The following is a 21,543-nucleotide window of genomic DNA, read 5'->3' as shown; positions in this document are numbered from 1 at the left end:
TCATCGGTTCGCGACCTTGGCGGGGTCCTTGACCGTCTTGAACGTCTCCTGCTCGACGCTGTAGAGCTCGCCGCCGACCTTCTCGACCTTGCGAATGTAGATGTCGTGGACGACCTCGCGCGTCTTCGGGTCGATCGACATCGGGCCGCGCGGGCTTTCCCAGGCCATGCCCTTCATGGCTTCGACCAACGCATCGCCGTTGGTCTTGCCGCCGGTCACCTTCAGCGCCTCGTATATCAGATGCATGCCGTCATAGGCGCTGACGCTGATGAAGTTCGGTCGAACATTCGCGTTGGCCTTGCGGAATGCCGCGACATAGTCGCGGTTCAGGTCGGATGGATGCGCGGCGGAATAGAACCCCGCCGTGATCATGCCGATCATCGCATCGCTCATGCCCGGCAGGTCCTCATCGTCGGCGATGTCGCCGGGGCCGATCAGCTTGATCCCGCTCTTGTCGAGCCCGCGCTCGACAAACTGCTTGGCCAGGATACCGGCCTGGCTTGTCGGGACAAAAATGAACAGGGTGTCGGGATTGCCATCCCGCGCGCGCTGCAGGAACGGCGCGAAATCGGGGTTGGCCAGCGGCACTTTCAGCGCTTCGACGATCGTTCCACCGGCCGCGGTGAAGCTCGCCGAAAATACGCCGGCGGCTTCGCGCCCGGGTGCCCAGTCGGACGCGATGATGGTGGCCCGCTTCGATCCGTTCCTCGCCGCCCAATTCGCCAGCACGCTGGCCTGCTGCGCGTGCGTCCAACTGGAGCGCACGAAGTAAGGCGACCGTTCGGTCACGATCGAGGTGCCCGACACCATGACGACGGTTGCCGTCTTGCTCTCATTGGCCAGCGGCGCGAGCGCCAGCACGCTCGGCGTCAGCCCGCCGCCGAGGATCGCGACCTCGTCGTTGACGATCAGCTCCTGCGCAATGCGCTTGGCGTTGTCGGGCACGCTGGCATCGTCCCGGACGATCAATTCGACCTTGCGGCCGGCGACCATGTCGCCGTGCTGTGCCATGTAGAGCCGCGCCCCGGCGACCGCCTGTTTGCCGACCGGCCCCAGGACGCCGGTCAACGGCATCACCAGCCCGACCCTTACGACGTCCTGCGCCTGGGCGTGTCCCGGTCGCACCGCCGCAAGCGCCAGAACAGCCCCGACCAACACGGCAAACCGGGTGCTCGACATGGCCAACCTCCCGCGAGCCCGGAGATGATGCCGGGCCGGTTCGCGACTATCGGCTTCGCGCCAGGGAAGTCCTGATGAAGAAGTGACAGAACGGCGAATTTCCTGCTAAATTTTCCCGATTGGTGCCGTCTGTGGGCATGGAGTGACCTCTATGGACCCGGCGACTGATTCCGTTTTGATATTTGATTCCTTTGAGCTTGATCTCGCCCGCGGCGTAGCCCGCGTGGATGGCGTCGATCTCGATCTCAGGCCGAAATCATTCGCGGTGCTCGGCTATCTTGCCGGCAATGCCGGGCGGCTGGCATCCAAGCAGGACCTGCACGAGGCCGTCTGGGGTAACGTCGCGGTTTCCGACGACTCGCTCGTCCAGTGCATCCGCGAGCTGCGCCTGAAGCTGCGCGATGATGACCACAGTATCATCAAGACGGTGTCTCGCCGCGGCTATCGCCTCGATGCCAGGCCGGTGCCGCCGCCGCACGATCATGGATCGCAGAACGCCTCGCGCCAAATGTCCGCTCCACGCGGCATCGCAGCACGCTTGGCCGCGCTTCCCCGAAGGTCGCTGGTCGCCGGCCTGTCGGTGATGGCCTTCGCATCACTCGCATCCGCGCCGCCGATTGCCGCCGGGATGAGGCATCCTCTGGCCGAATTGGCGCACTGGTTTGTGCCGGAGGACCACGGCATCGTGCCGGAGCAGGATGTCGAGCGGATCACCGCGCTGGCCGCCGAGAAGCAGCTGCCGCTTCCCGCCTATCGCGTTCGCGCGCCGGCAAGTGACGTGCCGGACAATGTCCGCCGCTTTCTCGGCGTGTGGGTGAGCGACCAGGGATGGATCAATTCGCACCGCCAATTCATGATGATCGTCACCAATGTCGATCGGGACGGTGTCGCGACCGGCTATCTCGTGAACGGCCCGGCGATGCCGCACAGCCGGGTACCCGGGCCCGGCTTTTCCGGCGGCTTCACCGGTTATGTCCTCGACGACGTCTTGCGCTATGACGGCAATACCGGACTGCATTCCGCCTCCATCACCGCGGATGGACGTATCGAGTTCAAGCTCGTCTTCCGCGAGGGAGGTACCAGTGTCGTGTTCCTCGAACCGCTCTGGACCCTTGCTCACCCAGGCCGCGTTGCCCGCAGTCAAACCTGATCGAGGCGCACCCGGTGTGATTACGTGCGCCGCGAAACACCGAGCCCCGCCAGATGCGTGTCGACGAACTGCGCGAGCCGCTCGCGCAGCATCTCGGGCGGGACCGCGACCATGCGCTCCTCGAGGCCGAGCGAGATGATGCCGTGGACCGCGGAGAACATCATCCGCGACAGCAGCGCGACGTCGCCGGGATCACGATCGGGCAGCAGGCGGAGCAGCGGCGTCTGCATCAGCGCGAACGCGTCCATCACCATCGTGAGGATGTCTTCCGGAAATGGCCGGTCGTCCTCCATCCGGTGCTCGAACAGCGAGCGCAGCAGATTGGCGTGCTCGGTGGCGAAGCCGAGATAGGCGTCGGCAAGTCCGTGCAGCTGGCGCAGGGGATCGTCGGCCGGGACCGCCTTGAGCCGCGTGGTCAGGGCGTGAACGGTCTCCCGGTTCACGGTCAGGATCAACCCGTCGAAGTCGCCGAACTCATTATAGACACTGCCGATGGAGCACCCGGCGGCCTCGGCGACATCGCGAACCTTGAGTGATTTCAATCCCTTAGTTGAGATTGACCGGCGCGCGATCTCCATCAGCAGGGCTCGCCGCTGAAGTTTTTTTTGGTCTCGTCGCGATTCTTCTTGAACAATGTTCATTTTCATACTACTAATTTGAGCGTTGCTCAAGTTGGCATAGGAGGCCACTCAGATGCAGACCCTAGCACTTCAATTGACCACCACCCTTGTCGATGACGCGATCGAGCTCGTGAAGGGCTTCGGCCGCGCCGTCCTCACTCTGGCGACCGCGCCGATCGAGCGGATCGCCCGCGCCTGCGACGTCGCAGGCGTCCTGGAGCAGCGGCGCGCGGATCGGCGCGCGCCGCGCCAAGCGGCTGCGAGCGGAGGCCGCTGCAAGCCGCGCAACTGTCGATGGTCGCCGTTCGGCGGCTTGAGTGAACTGACCTGAAGCACGCGGGCCGCAATTGTCGGCGAAACCTCAACAAAGCGCTCACCATGTCCTCCGCGAGCCGGTCCGGCGTCGATCAACCCCAGGTCTGGATAAGGTCTCGTACATCTCTGGCGGGCAATGTCGCGACCTCCCGGTGCGCCGGATTTTGCGCGCCTTCGAACCGATACGTTGCGGAAAAGACTAAAGGCTGCGGCATCCCCGTCATTTTCTCCACGCTCACCATTCTCCGCCACCCGAACTCGCAGACCTGCCAGCGCCGTGCGCGCTAACCCAAGGAACCGGTCATGATCAAGGAATTGATGACGTCCCGCCGCTTCGCGCCGCTGTTCTGGTCGCAGTTCTGCTCGGCGTTGAACGACAACGTGCTGAAGAACGCGCTCGTCATCATGCTGCTCTATGGCGTCGCCAACGAGCAGGGGCCGGCGCTGGTTCAGCTCGCGGGGGCGGTGTTCATCGCTCCGTTCTTCGTGCTCTCGGCGCTCGGCGGCGAGCTCGCCGACCGCTACATCAAGTCCGTCGTCGCCCGCCGGCTGAAGTTCTTCGAGATCTTCGCCGCGGCCTTTGCCGCCGCCGGTTTCTTCACCCATTCGATCCCGCTGCTGTTCATCGCGCTGGCGCTGTTCGGCATCGTCGCCGCGCTGTTCGGCCCGGTGAAATATGCCGTTCTGCCCGACCAGCTGTCGGTGTCCGAACTCGCGACCGGCAATGCGCTGGTCGAGGGCGCAACCTTCATGGCGATCCTGATCGGCACCATCGCGGGCGGCATGTTCGTCGCCGGCGCCAGCCACATGGGCTGGATCTGCGCTGCCGTGGTCGGTCTGTCGGTGCTGTCCTGGGCATTTGCGTCGCGCATCCCGGTGACCCAGCCGTCCGCGCCCGATCTGCCGATCACCAAAAATCCCTGGACCTCGACCGTGCGCCTGTTGAAGTCGCTCTATGCCGAGCCGCGGCTGTGGGACGGCATGGTGATCGTGTCCTGGTTCTGGATGGTCGGCGCGATCGTGCTGTCGCTGCTGCCTGCGCTGATCAAGGAAGGCGTCGGCGGCACCGAGGGCGTGGTCACGCTGTGCCTCGCCGTGTTCGCGATCGGCATTGCCGCCGGCTCGCTGTTCGCCGCGCAGCTCAGCCACGTTCGCCCGAACCTCGCGCTGGTGCCGATCGGCGCCATCGTGATGGGCGTGATCGGGCTCGACCTCGCCTGGGCGATCGCCACCACCTCGCTCGGCAAGGACGTCACCGCGGCCGCGTTCGCGAGCTCGTTCGGCGGCTTCCGCATGCTGGCCGACTTCTTCCTGTTCGCCTTCGGCGGCGGCCTGTTCGTGGTGCCGTCGTTTGCCGCCGTGCAGGCCTGGACCGCGCCGTCCGAGCGCGCCCGCATCATCGCCGCCGGCAACATCCTGCAGGCCGGCTTCATGGTCGCCGGCGCGGTGTTCGTCGGCGCGCTGCAGGCTGTCGGCCTGCCGATCGCCTGGATCTTCTTCGGCCTCGCCGTCGCGAGCTTCGGCACCGTCTGGTTCGTGCTGAGCAAGTGGGGCAAGGAGGGCGTGCGCGACTTCGGCGCGTTGCTGTTCCGGGCGCTGTTCCGCGTCGAGGTGCGCGGCATGGAGAATCTGCCGCCATCGGGCACGCGGATGCTGATCGCGCCCAACCATGTCAGCCTGGTCGACGGCCCGCTGCTGCACGCCACCTTGCCGATCGATGCGAGCTTCGCGGTCGACACCGGCATCGCCAAGGCGTGGTGGGCCAAGCCGTTCCTGAAGATGATCAAGCACTACACGATGGATCCGTCGAAGCCGCTGGCGGCACGCGACCTGATCAAGCTGGTCGCCGCCGGTGAGCCGGTGGTGATCTTCCCGGAAGGGCGCATCACGGTCTCGGGGTCGCTGATGAAGGTCTATGACGGCACCGCGATGATCGCCGACAAGGCCGATGCGGTCGTCGTCCCGGTCCGCATCGAGGGCGCGCAGCGTTCGCATCTCAGCTATCTCAAGAATGGCGAGATCAAGCGCTCCTGGTTCCCCAAGGTGACGATCTCGGTCCTGCCGCCGGTGAAGCTGCCGGTCGACGAATCGCTGCGAGGCAAGGCGCGCCGTAATGCCGCCGGCGCCGCGCTGCAGGACGTCATGATCAACGCCATGGTCCAGAACGCGATGCTCGACCACACGCTGTTCGAAGGCCTCGGCCATGCCTATCGCGACCGCGACACCGGCAAGCCGATCATCGAGGACGCGCTCGGCACCAAGCTGACCTATCGCAAGCTGATCCTCGGCGCCCAGGTGTTGAGCCGCAAGCTCGAGCAGGGCACCGCGATCGGCGAGAATGTCGGCGTGCTGCTGCCGAACTCGGCCGGCGTCGCCGTGGTGTTCATGGCGCTGCAGACCATCGGCCGGGTGCCGGCGATGCTCAACTTCTCGGCAGGTCCGGTCAACGTGCTGGCCGCGATGAAGGCGGCGCAGGTCAAGACCGTGCTGACGTCGCAGGCCTTCATCGAGAAGGGCAAGCTCGACAAGCTGATCGCGGCGCTCGCCGGCCAGGCGCGCGTCGTCTATCTCGAGGATGTCAGGGCCGGCATCGGCCTTGCCGACAAGATCGCGGGCTTCCGCGCCGGCATCGCGCCGCGCGTTGCCCGCAAGGCCAACGATCCCGCGGTCATCCTGTTCACCTCGGGCTCGGAGGGCACGCCGAAGGGTGTCGTGCTATCCCATCGCAACATCCTCGCCAACGCGGCGCAGGCGCTGGCGCGGGTCGATGCCAATGCCAACGACAAGGTGTTCAACGTGCTGCCGGTGTTCCACTCGTTCGGTTTGACCGGCGGCATGATGATGCCGATCCTCGGCGGCATTCCGATCTTCATGTATCCGTCGCCGCTGCACTACCGGATCGTGCCCGAGCTGATCTACCAGACCGGCGCGACGATCCTGTTCGGCACCGACACCTTCCTCACCGGCTACGCCCGCTCGGCGCATGCCTATGACTTCCGCACGCTGCGGCTCGTCATTGCCGGTGCGGAGGCGGTGAAGGAGCGCACACGGCAGATCTACATGGAGCGCTACGGCATCCGGATCCTCGAGGGCTACGGCGTCACCGAGACCGCGCCGGTGCTGGCGATGAACACGCCGATGGCCAACCGTCAGGGCACCGTCGGCCGGATCTCGCCGCTGATGCAGTACCGTCTCGATCCGGTCCCCGGCATCGAGGAAGGCGGCCGGCTGTCGGTGAAGGGCCCGAACGTCATGCTCGGCTATCTCCGTGCCGAGAATCCCGGCGTGCTCGAGCCGCTGCCCGAGGGCTGGCACGACACCGGCGACATCGTCACGGTCGACGCGCAGGGCTTCATCGCGATCAAGGGCCGTGCCAAGCGCTTTGCCAAGATCGCCGGCGAGATGGTCTCATTGTCAGCGGTGGAGGCGATCGCGGCTGCGATCTGGCCGCAGGCCATGTCGGTTGCGGTCACGCTGCCGGATCAGCGCAAGGGCGAACGCATCGTGCTGCTCACCACGCAGAAGGACGCCGACCGCGCCGCGATGCAGCGCCAGGCCAAGAGCGTCGGCGCCTCCGAACTCGCGGTGCCGGCCGATATCCGCGTCGTCGACAAGGTGCCGCTGCTCGGCACCGGCAAGACCGACTATGTCGGCGCCACTGCATTGGCCAAGGAAATAGCAGCGGAACTCGCTGCGGCGCCCGCACCGCAGGCCGAGCCCGCCGGCGATGAGGGCGAGGCCGAGCCGGCGCGGCTGGCGCAACACGTCGCATGAGTCTTGGCATGATGGTTGTGCTTTTCGGGAGCATGTTGTCAGATAGACGACAACTGCTCCCGAGAAAGCACGATCATGCTGGACAAACTGAACCCGGCTACGGAGGACGCGCCTGAACTTGCCGCCGAGCGATGGATCGGCGCGCTGGATGCGGCGCTCGCGAGCCGTTCCACCGAGGCTCTATCCGCATTGTTTGCGCCGGAGAGCCACTGGCGCAATATCTTCGGCATCTCCTGGCAGTTTGCGACCTTCAGCGGGCGGCAGCGCGTCGTCGCCGAGCTGCTGGCGCGCGCTGAAGCGGTCGGCGCGCGCGGATTTCGTCTCGATGACCGTGCCTTGATACCGCGGCGGGCCGTGGTGGCCGGACGCGAGACGATCGAGGCGGTCTTCACCTTCGACACGTCGAATGGTCCCGGCACCGGCGCGGTCCGCCTGCTGCATGAGAGGAGCGGAAATTCCGTGGCGTGGACGTTCTCCACGATGCTCGACTTCAACCGCATCTGCGAGGCGCGCGCCGATCGCGCCGCCGAGCAATCCCACGCGCGCGATTTCGCCGCACCCGACTGGCTGGAGCAGCGGCAGGTCTCGCGCGCCTATGCCGACCGCGAGCCTGACGTGCTTGTTGTCGGCGGCGGCCATGCCGGCATCGCGGCCGCGGTCGAGTGCAAGCGGATCGGGCTCGATGCCCTGATCGTCGATCGCGAGCGGCGCATCGGCGACAATTGGCGGCTGCGCTATCGCGGCCTCAAGCTGCACAACAAGACGCCGGTCAATCTGTTCCGCTACCTGCCGTTCCCGCCGAGCTTCTCGGACTACATCCCGAAGGACAAGATCGCGAACTGGCTGGAAAGCTATGTCGACATCATGGAGCTCGACTTCTGGACCGAGACCTCGTTCGAAGGCGCGCGCTATGACGACACGACGCAGCGCTGGACGGTGGCATTGCAGCGGAGCGATGGCCCGCGCACGCTGCATCCGAAGCACATCGTGCTCGCGACCAGCGTCAGCGGTACGCCGAACATTCCCCGGATCGACGGCATCGGGAATTTCGAGGGGAAGGTGCTGCACTCCAGCGCGTTCGCGGCCGGGCGCGAATGGGCCGGGCGCTCGGTCGTGGTGTTCGGCACCGGCACCAGCGCGCATGACATCTGCCAGGAGCTGCACGCCGCCGGCGCCGACGTCACCATGGTCCAGCGCAGCCCGACCATGGTGGTCAATGTCGAGCCGGCGCAGCTCTACGACAAGACCTATCTCGGCGACGGCCCGCCGATCGAGGTGCGCGATATCCTCAATTCCGGCGTGCCGCTGCCGGTGATGAAGATCGCGCACAGGATCATCACCGACGAGGTGAAGCGGCTCGATGCGCCCTTGCTGTCGCGGCTGGAGCGCGCCGGCTTCCGGCTCGAGTTCGGCGAGGACGGCACCGGCTGGCCGCTGAAGTTTCGCTCTCGCGGCGGCGGCTACTACTTCAATGTCGGCTGCTCCGAACTGATCGCCGACGGCAGGATCCGCCTGATCCAGGCCGCCGACATCGCCGATATCACCGCCACGGGCCTTGCGCTGAAGGACGGCACCTCGCTCGCCGCCGAGCTGTTCGTGCTCGCCACCGGCTACAAGGGCCCGGACCATCTGGTCGGCAGGCTGTTCGGCGAGGACGTCGCCGAGCGCGTCGGCCGCGTCTGGGGCTTTGACGATGCGACGCAGGAGCTGCGCAACATGTGGACGCGCACGCCGCAGCCCGGCCTCTGGTTCGCCGGCGGCGCGTTCTCGCAGGCCCGCATCTACAGCCGCTTCATCGCGCTGCAGATATCCGCGATCGAGGCCGGCGCGCTTTCCAAGCAACTCACCTGAACTCTACGCACTCACACTGAAGGACTCCCATGCCGCTTCCGCTCGATCCCGTCATTGAGAAGATCATTCCGCTGCTGCCGCTGCGCGATCCCGAAACCATGACGCCGCAGAGCTGCCGCGATTCGCTGTGCGCGCTGGCGGAGGCGCGCAAGGCGGTGCCGCCGCCGCCAGTCGACGTGGCACGCGACATCGAGGTCGCTGGCGCCGCCGGCAAGCTCGGCGCGCGGCTCTATCGCAACGGCCGCGGCACGGCGCCGACCGTGATCTTCTTCCACGGCGGCGGCTGGGTCGCCGGCGATCTCGAGACGCATGATCGCCAGGCCCGCAACCTCGTGATCGACACCGGCGCTGTCGTGATCTCGGTCGATTACCGCCGCCCGCCGGAGACCCGCTTTCCCGGCGCGTTCGAGGATGCGTTCGCCGCGATCCACGACGTGGTCGCGCGGATCGACGAATTCGGCGGCGATCTTTCCCGCGTCGGTGTTGCCGGCGATTCCGCGGGCGGCAATCTCGCCGCCACCACGGCGCTGGCCTGCCGCGACGCCGGCATCAGGCTCGCCGGGCAGCTGCTGGTCTATCCCGTCACCGATGTGGTCGGCGATTTCGCCGATGCCGCCGAGAACGCCAAATTTCCGTCGCGCGCCGAGAATGCGGACGGCTACTTCCTGACGCGGGCGACGATGCAGTGGTTCTGCGGGCACTATCTCGCCGACAAGGCCGAGGGCGCCGACTGGCGCGTCTCGCCGCTGCGCGCGAAGAGCCTCGCGGGCGTTGCGCCGGCGGTCGTCACCACAGCCTGGTTCGACCCGCTGCGCGACGAGGGCCATGCCTACGCCAAGGCGTTGCAGGCGGCCGGCGTGCCCGTGACCTATCATTCCGGCGAGGGCCTGATTCACGGCTACTTTGGTCTCGGCGATGCGTCGGAGGCCGCACGCGCCGAGGCGCAGCGCGCACGGGCGGATTTTCGGGTGTTGCTGGAGCGGGGAGTCTGATTCCTCCCCGTCGTCCCGGCCTTTGTTGGCAAAGGGACTCTAACTTCCCCGTCGTCCCGGCGAAGGCCGGGACCCATAACCACAAAGGTACAAGTGGTGGGACGCTGGGGCCGCAGCTCGCTGCTACAACGGGCTGCAGTGGTAATGGGTCCCGGCCTGCGCCGGGACGACGGAGTGGATGGCTTTGAGTTTACCCCCTCAATCATTCCCGATCGTGTCGCCGAACAGCTGCCAGGTCTCGCCGTTGAACTTCTGCAGCCGCATCGCTTCGACCGGGAAGTAGTCGGTCGGCGAGGTCTTCACCTTGATGCCGGGCAGGAACATCGGCAGCTCGATATCGAGGTTGGCGGCCTGCTTCATGATGTTCTCATGGGTGAGGTCGTCGCCGCATTGCTTCAGCACCTGCACCGTCGCCTCCGCCACCACATAGCCGTAGACGATCAACTGGTCCTGCAGATTGCCGTCCGGAAAATACTTCTTCATGAAGTCCTGCCAGGCGATCACGTCCGGGTCCGCCTTCCACTGCGGATCGTTCGGATCCTTCAGCGAGTAGGACGAGATGATGTCCCTGGAGTATTCGAAGCCGGCGGGCTTCAGCACCGAGGACACCGAGGTCGAGGTCGCCGCGAGGAAGAACAGGTCCGGCTTCCAGCCGATCTCGCCGATCTTCTTGATCGCCTGCGCCGCCTGCTTGGGGATGGCGTGCATGAACAGCACGTTGGCGCCGGATGATTTTAGCTTCACGATTTGGCTGTCAACCGTCGGATCGGTCGATTCATAGGTCGTCTCCGCCACCACCATCTTCGCGGTATTTTCCGGCCCAAGCCCTTTCTTGAAGCCGTTGCCGTAGTCCTTGCCGGCGTCGTCGTTCTGGTAGAACAGCGCGATCTTCGCGTCCGGCTTGTTGGTCAGCACATACTTGGCGTAGACCGCGGTCTCGGCCTGGTAGGACGGCTGGAAGCCGATCGTCCATGGATAATGCGCGTAATCGCCCCACAGCGTGGCGCCGGCGCCGACGAACAGCTGCGGCACCTTCTTGTCGTTGAGATATTTGCGCACGGCCAGGCCCGTCGGCGTGCCCAGCGGATTGAGGATCGCGGCGACCTCCTCCTGCTCCACCAGCTTGCGGGTCTGCTCCACGGTCTTCGGCGGCGAGTAGCCGTCGTCGAGCGTGATCAGGTTGATCTTGCGTCCATTTACGCCGCCCTGGTCGTTGACCATCCTGAAGTACGCGGCCTGCGTCTTCGCGATCACGCTGTAGGCCGACGCCGCGCCGGAGAAGGGCGAGGTCTGTCCGAGCTTGATCTCGGTGTCGCTGGCACCCGTGCCATATTTCTTCTCGGCGGCGTGCGCCTGTGTCGCGAGCGCAAGCGCTGCGGCTGCCGTGACGGCCTTCCAGATCATCGTGAGCCTCCCTGTGGCTTTTTTGTTTTGTTCGCGAGGGAGAGCTTACGCAGGTCGAGGGAGGTGGGCTTGCGACGAGACGCCGGGGCAGGGATGCGAAAATGCGGCTGGTGCGATGGCGGCACGGTAACCACCAGCGTCGTCCCCGCGAAGGCCGGGACCCATTACTACGAGTATTTGCCGTTAAGCGGAATGTCGCCCCAGCGCTCTAACCAATAAACAGCTGGGGTAATGGGTCCCGGCTTTCGCCGGGACGACGATAACGAGAAAGCGGAGTCCTTAGCGCACCCGCACGCTGCCGGTGGTCACCGGATCAGTCGGCAGCACGGTAGCGCCGGCTCTGCTGGCGGCGGCGGAGGTGATCATGCCGGGCTCGGCCGCGGCCTGCACATTGCGGGGCGGGTTGAATTCGAGGATGACGAGGGCGGCTGTCGCGAGCACCGCCACGGCGGCGGTTGCAATCGCAGGCACCAGTCTTCCGCGCGGATCGGCTGCGCGAACTTGCATCGAGCAATTCCTTTATCGGGGTCGTTCTTTGGACGTGACATAGGAACGGCCAGGCTTCTTCCCAAGAGTGCGGCGCACATGCCTCACAATCAGTTGTGCTGGCCGTGATGTCCCTCACGGTCTTCGAGACGATGCGGCGTACCGCGTCGAATCGCATTCGTGTCGGACGGCTTGTTTGCACACTAACATCTGGAAGAGATCGTGGCGTTTTGCATGCGCCTCATGCGCTCGTGATGATGTGCAGTGATGTTGTGATTAACGGCGGAGCGAGCGGCCCGCTTTGCCTTTATTTATAGGGTTTCTTTGCTGGTCGGGGCCCGTGCGTTAAGCGTTTCTTCACGCACTCTCGATGCATCAAGCGGAAGATTCGTGTGATGTGCGCGTGATGGAAGAGATGACATCGCTGTCATTGGCGGCAGCTGTCGTAATCATCAGCGACGCCTGTCATTGCGAGTCGCAAAGCGACGAAGCAATCCATCTCTCCTCACGCGACGCGATGGACGATTTTACTTCACGCATCATTGCGCAAAGAAGATTTCATTCGCTACTCACCCGCGCGCACGCGCGTCGGTCGGATCGATACACCTGCCGGACATCAGGAGAGGGTGTGTGCTCGCATTCTCGCGTCGCGATCGGTCTGAGTTTTGCGGCAGCTTGATCCCCGCTTGTCGGCAGAGGGCGCAGGGAACGCCGGGTGCCAGCACGCTCCCATGGGTCCCGAGCTCAGGGTGAACTTAGACGCGATTGCTGCGATGTATCGGCTCCCTGCGATTGCCTCGACAACCTCTCCAAGCACTGCACCATCGCAAATTGAAATGTTCGCGCTCTCGGATGATTCCACGAGGGACGCCCTGAAAGAGACGATCTTCACAAAACAAAAACGGCCGGGTCATCTGACCCGGCCGTTCAAAACTCTCTCCGCGAATTCGCGTGTGCAGCGAGAACTCAGCTCGCCTGCTTCACCGGCGCCGGTTTGCCGACCTTCTTCTCGATCGCGCGCTTCAGTTCGAGGGCGCGGGGCGAGAGCACGTCGGCCTTGGCCTTGAGCAAATAGGCGTCGAGGCCGCCATTGTGGTCGACGCTCTTCAGCGCGTTGGTCGAGACGCGCAGGCGCACGTTGCGGCCGAGCGCTTCGGAGATGAAGGTGATGTTGGCCAGGTTCGGCAGGAAGCGCCGCTTGGTCTTGATGTTCGAGTGGCTCACCTTGTGGCCCGTCTGGGGGCCCTTGGCCGTCAGTTCGCAGCGCCGGGACATCTTACAAAATCCTTATTGCATCCCCGCCGCTCGAAGGGCGTGCAATCACACGGCCCGCGCGGGGGTTTTGAATTCGCGTCCATTTTCCAGGAACCGCGGGTGTATAGGGGGAGAATACCCGAGCGTCAAGATTATATCGCCGCATGCGGGGCGCCGGAAATGCCGGTTCATAAGGTCTTCCAGCCACTTAACGGTGGATATGGCAACCATATAAAGGGCGTATTCGGCTGCAAGTCTAGGTTCCATACAAGATGCGCCTTGTTGTCCGGCCGAATTGAACGCCGAAATGGACAACGGATAGAGCGCCGATAGCAGGACCGTCAGGTAGGTTAAGTGACCACCGCCATTGCCATTTTGCCCCCGCTCGGCCGGCTGCTCGGCCTGTGCGCGGGCGCATTGCTGCTGTTCTGCGCCGAGCGTGCCAGCGCGCAGGGGCGGCTCGACGCCCAGTATGAGGCGACGCTCGCCGGTATCCCGGTCGGCAAGGGCTCCTGGACCATCGAAATCGGCGACGACAGCTTCTCGGCCTCGGCCCAGGGCGGCACCGCAGGCCTCCTGAAGGCGTTTTCCGGCGGCTCCGGCGCCGGCGCCTCGCAGGGCCGCGTCGTCAACGGCACGCTGGCTGCCACGTCCTACACCGCGACCACCACCACCTCGAAGAAGTCGGAGACGATCCGGATGGTGCTGGCGAATGGCGGCATCAAGGAATCCGCGATCGAGCCGGAGCCGCCGGTCGATCCCGACCGCCTGCCGGTGACCGACGCGCAGAAGAAGAACGTGTTCGATCCGATGACCGGCTCGTTCCTGCGCGCGCCCGGCAATGCCGAATTGATGAGCCCGGATATCTGTCGCAGCGGCGCCGGCATCTTCGACGGCCGCATGCGCTACGACCTCAAGCTCGATTTCAAGCGGGTCGAGATCGTCAAGGCCGAGCGCGGCTATCACGGCCCGGCGCTGGTCTGCGCGCTCTATTTCGTGCCGATCTCGGGCTACATCCCGGATCGGCCCGTGATCAAATATCTCGCCGCCCAGCGCAACATCGAGATCGCTTTCGTGCCGATCGCCGGCACGCGCCTGCTGGTGCCGTTCCGCATGACGATCCCGACCCCGCTCGGCCAGGCCATGCTGGAAGCGACCTCGTTCGTGACCACAGCCGCGCCGCCGCGCGTGGCGAAGACGCAGTAAATCGCGCCGTCATTCCGGGGCGATGCGGAAGCATCGAACCCGGAATCTCGAGATTCCGGGTTCGCGCGGCGCGCGCCCCGGAATGACGGGGCACTCAGCGCGCGGGGGCATGCAACGAACGTCACCCGAATCCAGTTGACTCTTGCCGGCTTCTGATTCGACTCGGACGCCCCTGGAACTTAAGGAATTCAGTCCGCATATCCTGTGCTTGTGGAGCCCTCTCAAACTTGATCTAGTGCCGCCGCCGTCAGCCTACCCGAGATGTTGCGGTGAACGTTTCGGGTCCCAAATCGAGTCAGCGATTCGGCCGCGATTCGTTCTAGAGTCGTTCCAGAGCTTAAGGTGGGCGCGGAAAGCGTCGCATTGTGAGACAGGTTTTGTGAAACACGCTGCCAATCCGAAACACACTGCCAAACCGTCACCCCCGCGCAACGGCTCCGCCGTTGTCGCTGGAGGAGGCCGCGCAGCGGCCGTCTCGAAGGGCGACAGCTCCGCTCGGTCCGCGAGAGGAAAGTCAGATCAACACGCGCGGATAAATCTCGGCCGTGCATCCTTCGAGGCGCGCTACGCGCTCCTCCAGTACAACGGCTAAGCGGCTGTTGTACTAGGGATGACGGGTTGAGCGTTTCGCCAACAAATTCAAGAAACACCTGCAAAATATGGCTTTCTCAACTTCGTTCGGAAATGACCGCGTGCCCGGTGCAGGCGTCACCGCGGTGCTCGGGCCCACCAACACCGGCAAGACGCATCTGGCCATCGAGCGCATGCTGGCGCATTCGTCCGGCCTGATCGGGCTGCCGTTGCGGCTCCTGGCGCGCGAGGTCTACAATAAGATCGCGGACCGCGCCGGTGTCGATAACGTCGCGCTGGTCACCGGCGAGGAGAAGATCAAGCCGAAGGCGCCGCGCTTCTGGGTCTCCACCGTGGAGGCGATGCCGCGCGATCTCGATGTGTCGTTTCTCGCGGTCGACGAGATCCAGATCGCGGCCGATCTCGAGCGCGGGCATGTGTTCACCGATCGCATCCTCAACCGCCGCGGCCGAGACGAGACACTGCTGCTGGGCGCGGCGACGATGCGGCCGATGATCGAGCGGCTGCTGCCGGGCGCCTCGATCATCACGCGGCCGAGGCTGTCGCAGCTCGAATTCGCCGGCGACCGCAAGATCACGCGGCAGCCGCGCAGAACAGCAATCGTCGCGTTCTCCGCCGACGAGGTCTACGCGATCGCCGAATTGATCCGCCGCCAGCATGGCGGCGCGGCCGTGGTGCTCGGCTCGCTGTCGCCCCGCACGCGCAATGCGCAGGTCGCGATGTTCCAGAACGGCGACGTCGATTATCTCGTCGCCACCGACGCGGTCGGCATGGGGCTCAATCTCGACGTCGACCACGTCGCCTTCGCCTCCGACCGCAAATATGACGGCTACCAGTTCCGCCGCCTGACGCCGGCCGAATTCGCGCAGATCGCGGGCCGCGCCGGGCGCGCGACGCGCAACGGCACCTTCGGCACCACCGGGCGGTGCGCGCCGTTCGAGCCGGAGCTCGTCAACGCGCTGCAGAACCACACCTTCGATGCCGTCAAGGTGCTGCAATGGCGCAACGCGAAGTTGGACTTCGCCTCGCTCGGCGCGTTGCAGGTGTCGCTGGCGCTGTCGCCCAATCATGAGGCACTGACGCGGGCCCCGGTGGCCGAGGATCTGCGCGTGCTCGAGCATGTCGCGCGCGACGCCGAGGTGCGCGATATGGCGCATGGGGCGAAGGCCGTGGAGCGGCTGTGGGAGGCCTGCCAGGTTCCGGACTATCGGAAGCTGTCGCCGGCCGCCCATGCCGAACTCGTGACCACGCTGTATGGCTTCCTGATGCAAAAGGGGCGTATCCCTGACGCATGGTTTGCCGCCCAGGTCGACCAGGCCAACCGGACCGACGGCGATATCGACACGCTATCGGGCCGGATCGCGCAGATCAGGACCTGGACCTTTGTTGCCAACCGGCCGGACTGGCTCTACGACCCGGACCACTGGCAGGGGATCACGCGCGAGCTCGAAAATAAATTATCCGATGCGCTGCATGAACGGCTCACGGAGCGTTTCGTTGACAGGCGGACCAGTGTATTGATGCGCCGCCTGCGGGAGAACTCAGTTTTGAATACGGAAATTGGCAAGACCGGTGAAGTGATCGTGGAAGGCCACGTGATCGGCCGGCTCGATGGTTTCACCTTCGCACCTGATGCGGCCGAGGCCGGCAGCGACGCCAAGGCGCTGCAAGCCGCCGCCCAGCAGGTGCTGGCGCGCGAGATCGATGCGCGCGCCGAGAAACTGGGCGCCGCCCCCGACGAGCAGTTCGTGCTGACCTCCGACGGCACCATCCGCTGGACCGGCGATGCGGTCGCCAAGCTGGTGGCCGCCGAGGACGCGCTGCATCCGCGGCTGCGCATCATCTCCGACGAGCGGCTGACCGGCGCCTCGCGCGAAGCGGTGCAGACCCGGCTCGACCTCTGGCTCAAGACGCATATCGAAAAGCTGCTCGGGCCGCTGTTCGAACTGTCCAAGGCCGAGGACCTGCAGGGCATCGCCCGCGGCATCGCCTTCCAGCTGGTCGAGGCGCTCGGCGTGCTCGAACGCGCGAAGATCGCGGCCGAGATGAAGGATCTCGACCAGCCCTCGCGCGCGGCCTTGCGCAAATACGGCGTGCGGTTCGGCGCCTACCACATCTATTTCCCGCAGCTGTTGAAGCCCGCGGCGCGCTCGCTGGCCTCGCTGCTGTGGGCCGAGAAGCAGAGCAATGCCGACATGGCGGCATTGTCGAATGTGCAGCATCTCGCCTCCAGCGGCCGCACCTCGTTCCCGGTCGACAAGCAGTTAGCCCGCGATGCCTATCGCGTGCTCGGCTATCGCCAGTGCGGCGAGCGCGCGGTGCGCGTCGACATCCTGGAGCGGCTCGCCGACCTGATCCGTCCCGCTTTGGCCTGGCGCGAGACCTCGCCGGGCGAGAAGCCCGCGGGTGCGTTCGACGGCCGCGGCTTTGTCGTGACGCAGGCGATGACCTCGCTGACCGGCTCCGCCGGCGAGGATTTTGCCTCGATCCTGCGCGCGCTCGGCTACCGCATGGACCGCCGTCCGCCGCTGCCGCCGAAGCCCGTCGAGGCGGCGCCGGCCGAGGTCACGGACGCCGTGACCGGGACCACGGAGGCCGTCGCCGAGACCACGGAGGCCGCGGCCGAGGCCACCGAGACGGTCGCTGCCGAGACGCCGCCGGTCGAGTCGACGTCCGACGCCGCCGTGGATGCGCCGGTCGGTGCCACGGCCGAGGTTGTGGCCGACGCGCCGGAGGCCGCCACGGATCAGCCGGTGTCGGGCGATCCCGCACCGTCGGCCGCGCTGCTGCCCGATGTCGGCTTTGCCGAGGTAGTGCCCAGCGAAGCGACGCCGGTCGTCGTCGAGACCAAGCCCGAGCCGGTGGCAGAAGTTGCCGCGGCGCCCGCCGCTGTTGCCGAAGAACCCGCCGCCGAGGCGCCCGCTTCGGACGCGGTATCCGAGCCCGCACCTGCCGTGGAAGCCACTGCAGAGACGCCCTCCGAGACCGCCACTGAGGCGGCCGCGGAGACCGCGAGTGCTGAGGCAACATCGGCTGAAGCCGCTGTCGCCGCCGCGGAGACGCCGGCCGAGCCGCAGCTGGTCGAAGTCTGGCGTCCCGGTGGCCGTTCCGACGAGCGCCGTCCGCATCATCGCGGCCACGATCGCAACCGCGGCCGTCACCAGGGCAAGCCCGCCGAGGGAGCGCAGGCCGCTGAAGGCGGTGAGGGCGACAGCAAGCGCGAACAGCATCGCCGTCCGCGCCGTCACCAGGATTTCCGCGCGCCGCGTCCGGGCGCGCCCGCGGATCCGGCTGCGGCGCCCGCCGAGGGCGCTCAGGCCCGCGACAACAGGGACGACAAGGGCCAGCGCCGCGAGCGCTTCGAAGGCAAGGGTCGCGACCGCGACAATGAGCGTCGCCGCGACAACAAGTTCGGCGGCGACCGCAAGGGCGAGCGCGGCGATCGTGATCGCGGCGGCCGCGATTTCGGCAAGGGCGGCCGCGACAAGCGCGAGGGCGGCCCGTCGCATCGGCCCTACGCCTCGAGCGCGCCGCGCGACCGCGACCGGCCGATCGATCCGAATTCGCCATTCGCCAAGCTCGCTGCCCTGAAAGAGCAGCTCGCAGGCCGGAAGGAATAGTTCAACCCTTGGTTCAACGCTTGGTCTAGTTTGGATCGACAGCGCCTCGACAAATGGCTGTGGCATGCGCGCCTGGTGAAGGCCCGCACCAGCGCCGCTGAACTCGTCGTATCGGGGCATGTCCGGGTCAACGGCGCGCGCGAGAAATCGCCGGGCCATGCGGTGAAGGCGGGCGACGTCGTCACCGTCGCGCTCGACAACAGCGTCCGCGTGCTCAAGGTGATCGGCTTTGCCGAGCGGCGCGGCGATGCCAGCTCGGCGCGGGTGCTGTACGAGGATTTGCAGGCCGGCAATTTGCAAGCCGGTAAGGAGTAGTTATCTAGCGTCTGTTACTTCGACCGCGGAATGGGGCCGGGTTTCGCTCGCGACAAACGCATTGCGCTTGCGCGGGGGTGATGCTCCCAACAAACCGGCGGGCAGGGGCGTGAGAATACTGGCGTTTTTCGGAGCCGGCTTCCCTTGCGGGGGCGGTATTCCTGCGCTACGCAACCCCAGAAAAACTGGATCGTTTCGGAGTTTTGGATGACCTACGTCGTCACTGAAGCCTGCATCAAGTGCAAATATACCGACTGCGTCGAGGTCTGCCCCGTCGATTGCTTCTACGAGGGCGAGAACATGCTGGTCATCCATCCCGACGAATGCATCGATTGCGGCGTGTGCGAGCCGGAATGCCCGGCGGACGCCATCAAGCCGGACACCGAGCCGGGCCTGGAAAAGTGGCTCGAGGTCAACCGCGACTACGCCAAGAGCTGGCCGAACATCACCCAGAAGAAGGACTCGCCCGAGGACGCCAAGGAGTGGGAAGGCAAGGAACGCAAGTTCGAGAAGTATTTTTCTCCGAATCCCGGCAGCGGCGACTGATTCGCCAGGGAATACCACGGTAAGGGCGGGCTTCGGTCCGCTGTGGCCCTCCGTTCGGCCGCCGATTTAACCCTAATGACGGACATATGACCTGAACGGCCCCTGTTATGCCCGGAATCGGGCGTAAACCATTGATTTTTGCGGAAAATGTGCTATATCTGACACATTACAGGCCAAGAACCCCCTGCCATGCGTACCTTGTGGCTTCGAGGTTCCCGCAAACTCGAACAGGGGCGTGGCAGTTTCCGCGCGCAGGCTGTGTCACAGAAAACGCGTAAAAAGAGTGCTTCAAAGACGACGAAAAAAGCCGCTGTCGTTGCTCGCAGCGCAACCAAGGGCCGTGCCAAGGCGTCCGTGAAGGGGGCCAAGAAGGCGGCGGCTGCAAAGTCCTCAAAGAACAAAAGAAGCGTGATGCCAGAAAAGACTGCCAAGACTGCCGCGAAAGCGGCAGCTGCGAAGCCCGCTGCTGCCAAGGTCGCCCCCAAGCCTGCCGCGACCAAGACGGCTGCTGCGCCGAAGCCGGCCGCCCCGAAGGCTGCCGTCCCCGCCGCTGCTCCGAAGGCCGCCGCCAAGCCGGCCGCCCCGTCGCGTCCGGAAGAGAAGAAGGTCGTGACCCAGCGTCAGGGCTTCAAGGCCAACGAATTCGTGGTCTATCCCGCTCACGGCGTCGGCCAGATCCTGGCGATCGAGGAGCAGGAGATCGCGGGCGCCAAGCTCGAGCTGTTCGTGATCAATTTCATGAAGGACAAGATGACGCTGCGCGTCCCGACGGCGAAGGTCGCCAATGTCGGCATGCGCAAGCTGTCGGAGCCGGCGCTGGTCAAAAAGGCGCTGGAGACGCTGAAGGGCCGCGCCCGCGTCAAGCGCACCATGTGGTCGCGCCGTGCCCAGGAATACGAAGCGAAGATCAACTCGGGCGACATCGTCGCGATCGCCGAGGTTGTCCGCGACCTCTATCGTTCGGAATCGCAGCCCGAGCAGTCCTACTCTGAACGCCAGCTCTATGAAGCGGCGCTCGACCGCCTGTCGCGCGAGATCGCGGTCGTGCAGCACTCGACCGAGACCGAGGCGATCAAGGAGATCGAAGGCCAGCTCGCCAAGAGCCCGCGCCGCGGCGCCAAGGCCGAGTCCGCTGAAGGCGACGCCGAGGGCGATGCCGACGGCGAGGATCTCGACAATGATGGCGACGATACCGCCGTCGAGGACGAGGCCGCCTGAAAGGGTTCGACGGATTGAAAACAAAAGCCCGGTCGCAAGACCGGGCTTTTTGTTTTGGCGGTGCGTCCGTGGGGCACGCTTGGCTCTTTCCTTGTGGGAGGGCCCGGATTGCATTGCAAGATGCAATCCGGGTGAGGGTGCCGCTCCGCGAACTGCAGTCCGTCGCTCGGCGCGGATCGATGTTCCAAACTGTCCGCACCGCCAGCCGCTTGGACAAACGGTACTCATTGCCGAGTTATCCCGAAACGGAACGCCGGTAACTCTCGCGCGTTCGCTCGCCAATGCAGGAGAGCGGACATGACATCAAAGGCAGGCATTTTTTTCGCAGGCGTTGGAACAACTTTTATCATCCTCGGCGCCGGGTTCGGTGGTGGACTGTTCATCGCAAATTCGGCGCTTCAGGATTCTGCCGGCGCCCCCACGCGCGTCGCGTCGCCAGCGCCTGCGGAACCGGCCCGCGTTATCCTGCCATCCACGGCTGAAGCCGCGCAGCCACCGCAGCCCGCGACCCAACGCGAACCCGCCTCGCCGGAAGCAGCCTCACCGCCGCAGTCGCCACCGGAGCCGGTCAAGGACGTACAAGCACCCGTCGAGAAGCAGGCAGACGTGGTGGACACGAGAAAATCTGACATTGAAGAAAAGGAACGGCGCAAGCGCTACGCCGAACGCAAGGCGAAGCGCGTCGCGACCGAGCACGCAAAGCGTCAACAGCGGCGCATCGAGCAGGGAGACCAACGTCGCGAAGCTCCGGTGCTCCTGGAGCAGGCGCAACGCCGCGAAGTGCCGATCATGGCGTCCGAAGACGACGACTCTCCATCTCGTCCGTTCGCGAACTTCTTCGGGAATGACTGAGCGCATCGCTGAGTGAAGGAGTCGAGGAACAGTCCGCAATCAAGGGACGTTAGTGCTGATACAGAAGGCCCGTTCATCTGATGGCTAACGAAAACTCCATTGGTTCCACTGCCAGCCCTGAACAACGCATAGAACAGGCGTCAGAGGCGATCCGTCAGATGGCTGGGCAT

At 65.3% G+C, this 21,543-nt stretch carries 16 protein-coding genes; 11 read left to right on the top strand and 5 right to left on the bottom strand.

What is annotated here, in order from left to right; translation table 11 throughout:
* Positions 1-1,179, bottom strand: coding sequence for an ABC transporter substrate-binding protein (locus QA639_RS40655; RefSeq protein ID WP_157346921.1), 1,179 nt, complete (start codon positions 1,177-1,179; stop codon positions 1-3).
* Positions 1,180-1,330: 151 nt separating this feature from the next.
* On the opposite strand from QA639_RS40655, the gene QA639_RS40650 reads away from it, so the two are divergent.
* Positions 1,331-2,329, top strand: coding sequence for a winged helix-turn-helix domain-containing protein (locus tag QA639_RS40650; RefSeq protein WP_051376256.1), 999 nt, complete (start codon positions 1,331-1,333; stop codon positions 2,327-2,329).
* Between the two features lie 20 nt (positions 2,330-2,349).
* On the opposite strand, the gene QA639_RS40645 is transcribed toward QA639_RS40650, so the two are convergent.
* The gene (locus tag QA639_RS40645; RefSeq protein ID WP_028352135.1) at positions 2,350-2,970 is read right to left on the bottom strand and encodes a TetR/AcrR family transcriptional regulator; all 621 of its coding nucleotides are present in this window, start codon (positions 2,968-2,970) and stop codon (positions 2,350-2,352) included.
* 52 nt (positions 2,971-3,022) lie between these two features.
* Here QA639_RS40645 and QA639_RS40640 point away from each other — a divergent pair, with 52 nt between their 5' ends.
* The 4 genes from QA639_RS40640 (at position 3,023) to QA639_RS40625 (ending at position 9,881) form a co-directional block, all read left to right on the top strand.
* The gene (locus tag QA639_RS40640) at positions 3,023-3,280 is read left to right on the top strand and encodes a hypothetical protein (RefSeq protein ID WP_028336191.1); all 258 of its coding nucleotides are present in this window, start codon (positions 3,023-3,025) and stop codon (positions 3,278-3,280) included.
* 287 nt (positions 3,281-3,567) lie between these two features.
* Positions 3,568-7,038, top strand: a complete 3,471-nt coding sequence (locus QA639_RS40635) for an acyl-[ACP]--phospholipid O-acyltransferase (protein ID WP_157346919.1) — start codon at positions 3,568-3,570, stop codon at positions 7,036-7,038.
* 75 nt (positions 7,039-7,113) lie between these two features.
* A complete protein-coding gene (locus QA639_RS40630) occupies positions 7,114-8,889 on the top strand; it encodes an NAD(P)-binding domain-containing protein (protein ID WP_157346917.1) in 1,776 nt (591 codons plus the stop codon).
* Between the two features lie 29 nt (positions 8,890-8,918).
* On the top strand, positions 8,919-9,881 hold the full coding sequence (locus tag QA639_RS40625; RefSeq protein ID WP_283088847.1) for an alpha/beta hydrolase: 963 nt from the start codon (positions 8,919-8,921) through the stop codon (positions 9,879-9,881).
* Between the two features lie 198 nt (positions 9,882-10,079).
* Here QA639_RS40625 and QA639_RS40620 read toward each other — a convergent pair whose 3' ends face one another.
* From QA639_RS40620 to rpmB, 3 genes are all read right to left on the bottom strand, one after another.
* Positions 10,080-11,285: an ABC transporter substrate-binding protein gene (locus tag QA639_RS40620; protein ID WP_283088846.1), complete on the bottom strand. Its 1,206-nt coding sequence runs from the start codon at positions 11,283-11,285 to the stop codon at positions 10,080-10,082.
* 279 nt (positions 11,286-11,564) lie between these two features.
* Positions 11,565-11,792, bottom strand: a complete 228-nt coding sequence (locus QA639_RS40615) for a hypothetical protein (protein WP_028336196.1) — start codon at positions 11,790-11,792, stop codon at positions 11,565-11,567.
* 945 nt (positions 11,793-12,737) lie between these two features.
* Positions 12,738-13,046, bottom strand: a complete 309-nt coding sequence (gene rpmB / locus QA639_RS40610; protein ID WP_028336197.1) for a 50S ribosomal protein L28 — start codon at positions 13,044-13,046, stop codon at positions 12,738-12,740.
* Positions 13,047-13,400: 354 nt separating this feature from the next.
* Here rpmB and QA639_RS40605 point away from each other — a divergent pair, with 354 nt between their 5' ends.
* The 6 genes from QA639_RS40605 to QA639_RS40580 all read left to right on the top strand — a co-directional run bounded on the left by QA639_RS40605 (position 13,401) and on the right by QA639_RS40580 (position 21,373).
* Positions 13,401-14,231 (top strand): DUF3108 domain-containing protein, encoded by an 831-nt coding sequence (locus QA639_RS40605; RefSeq protein WP_080667176.1) that lies wholly within the window; start codon positions 13,401-13,403, stop codon positions 14,229-14,231.
* A 659-nt stretch (positions 14,232-14,890) separates the two neighbouring features.
* A complete protein-coding gene (locus tag QA639_RS40600; protein WP_157348831.1) occupies positions 14,891-18,442 on the top strand; it encodes a helicase-related protein in 3,552 nt (1,183 codons plus the stop codon).
* Positions 18,443-18,472: 30 nt separating this feature from the next.
* A complete protein-coding gene (locus QA639_RS40595; RefSeq protein ID WP_157348830.1) occupies positions 18,473-18,757 on the top strand; it encodes an RNA-binding S4 domain-containing protein in 285 nt (94 codons plus the stop codon).
* Positions 18,758-18,964: 207 nt separating this feature from the next.
* Positions 18,965-19,303, top strand: a complete 339-nt coding sequence (gene fdxA, locus QA639_RS40590; protein ID WP_283088845.1) for a ferredoxin FdxA — start codon at positions 18,965-18,967, stop codon at positions 19,301-19,303.
* A 411-nt stretch (positions 19,304-19,714) separates the two neighbouring features.
* Entirely contained in the window at positions 19,715-20,521 is an 807-nt protein-coding gene (locus QA639_RS40585) for a CarD family transcriptional regulator (protein ID WP_080667177.1), read from the top strand.
* Positions 20,522-20,818: 297 nt separating this feature from the next.
* Positions 20,819-21,373, top strand: coding sequence for a hypothetical protein (locus QA639_RS40580; RefSeq protein WP_283088844.1), 555 nt, complete (start codon positions 20,819-20,821; stop codon positions 21,371-21,373).
* The last annotated feature ends 170 nt before the right edge of the window (positions 21,374-21,543 follow it).

The organism is Bradyrhizobium pachyrhizi, from assembly GCF_029714545.1.
Taxonomy (GTDB): domain Bacteria; phylum Pseudomonadota; class Alphaproteobacteria; order Rhizobiales; family Xanthobacteraceae; genus Bradyrhizobium; species Bradyrhizobium pachyrhizi.
This window is presented reverse-complemented; position numbering and strand designations above follow the sequence as displayed.

Excerpts from the sequence above, each read along its gene's own strand:
- QA639_RS40655 (WP_157346921.1), bottom strand. The coding sequence starts at position 1,179 with ATGTCGAGCACCCGGTTTGCCGTGTTGGTCGGGGCTGTTCTGGCGCTT.
- QA639_RS40650 (WP_051376256.1), top strand. The coding sequence starts at position 1,331 with ATGGACCCGGCGACTGATTCCGTTTTGATATTTGATTCCTTTGAGCTT.
- QA639_RS40645 (WP_028352135.1), bottom strand. The coding sequence starts at position 2,970 with ATGAACATTGTTCAAGAAGAATCGCGACGAGACCAAAAAAAACTTCAG.
- QA639_RS40640 (WP_028336191.1), top strand. The coding sequence starts at position 3,023 with ATGCAGACCCTAGCACTTCAATTGACCACCACCCTTGTCGATGACGCG.
- QA639_RS40635 (WP_157346919.1), top strand. The coding sequence starts at position 3,568 with ATGATCAAGGAATTGATGACGTCCCGCCGCTTCGCGCCGCTGTTCTGG.
- QA639_RS40630 (WP_157346917.1), top strand. The coding sequence starts at position 7,114 with ATGCTGGACAAACTGAACCCGGCTACGGAGGACGCGCCTGAACTTGCC.
- QA639_RS40625 (WP_283088847.1), top strand. The coding sequence starts at position 8,919 with ATGCCGCTTCCGCTCGATCCCGTCATTGAGAAGATCATTCCGCTGCTG.
- QA639_RS40620 (WP_283088846.1), bottom strand. The coding sequence starts at position 11,285 with ATGATCTGGAAGGCCGTCACGGCAGCCGCAGCGCTTGCGCTCGCGACA.
- QA639_RS40615 (WP_028336196.1), bottom strand. The coding sequence starts at position 11,792 with ATGCAAGTTCGCGCAGCCGATCCGCGCGGAAGACTGGTGCCTGCGATT.
- rpmB (WP_028336197.1), bottom strand. The coding sequence starts at position 13,046 with ATGTCCCGGCGCTGCGAACTGACGGCCAAGGGCCCCCAGACGGGCCAC.
- QA639_RS40600 (WP_157348831.1), top strand. The coding sequence starts at position 14,891 with ATGGCTTTCTCAACTTCGTTCGGAAATGACCGCGTGCCCGGTGCAGGC.
- fdxA (WP_283088845.1), top strand. The coding sequence starts at position 18,965 with ATGACCTACGTCGTCACTGAAGCCTGCATCAAGTGCAAATATACCGAC.
- QA639_RS40585 (WP_080667177.1), top strand. The coding sequence starts at position 19,715 with ATGCCAGAAAAGACTGCCAAGACTGCCGCGAAAGCGGCAGCTGCGAAG.
- QA639_RS40580 (WP_283088844.1), top strand. The coding sequence starts at position 20,819 with ATGACATCAAAGGCAGGCATTTTTTTCGCAGGCGTTGGAACAACTTTT.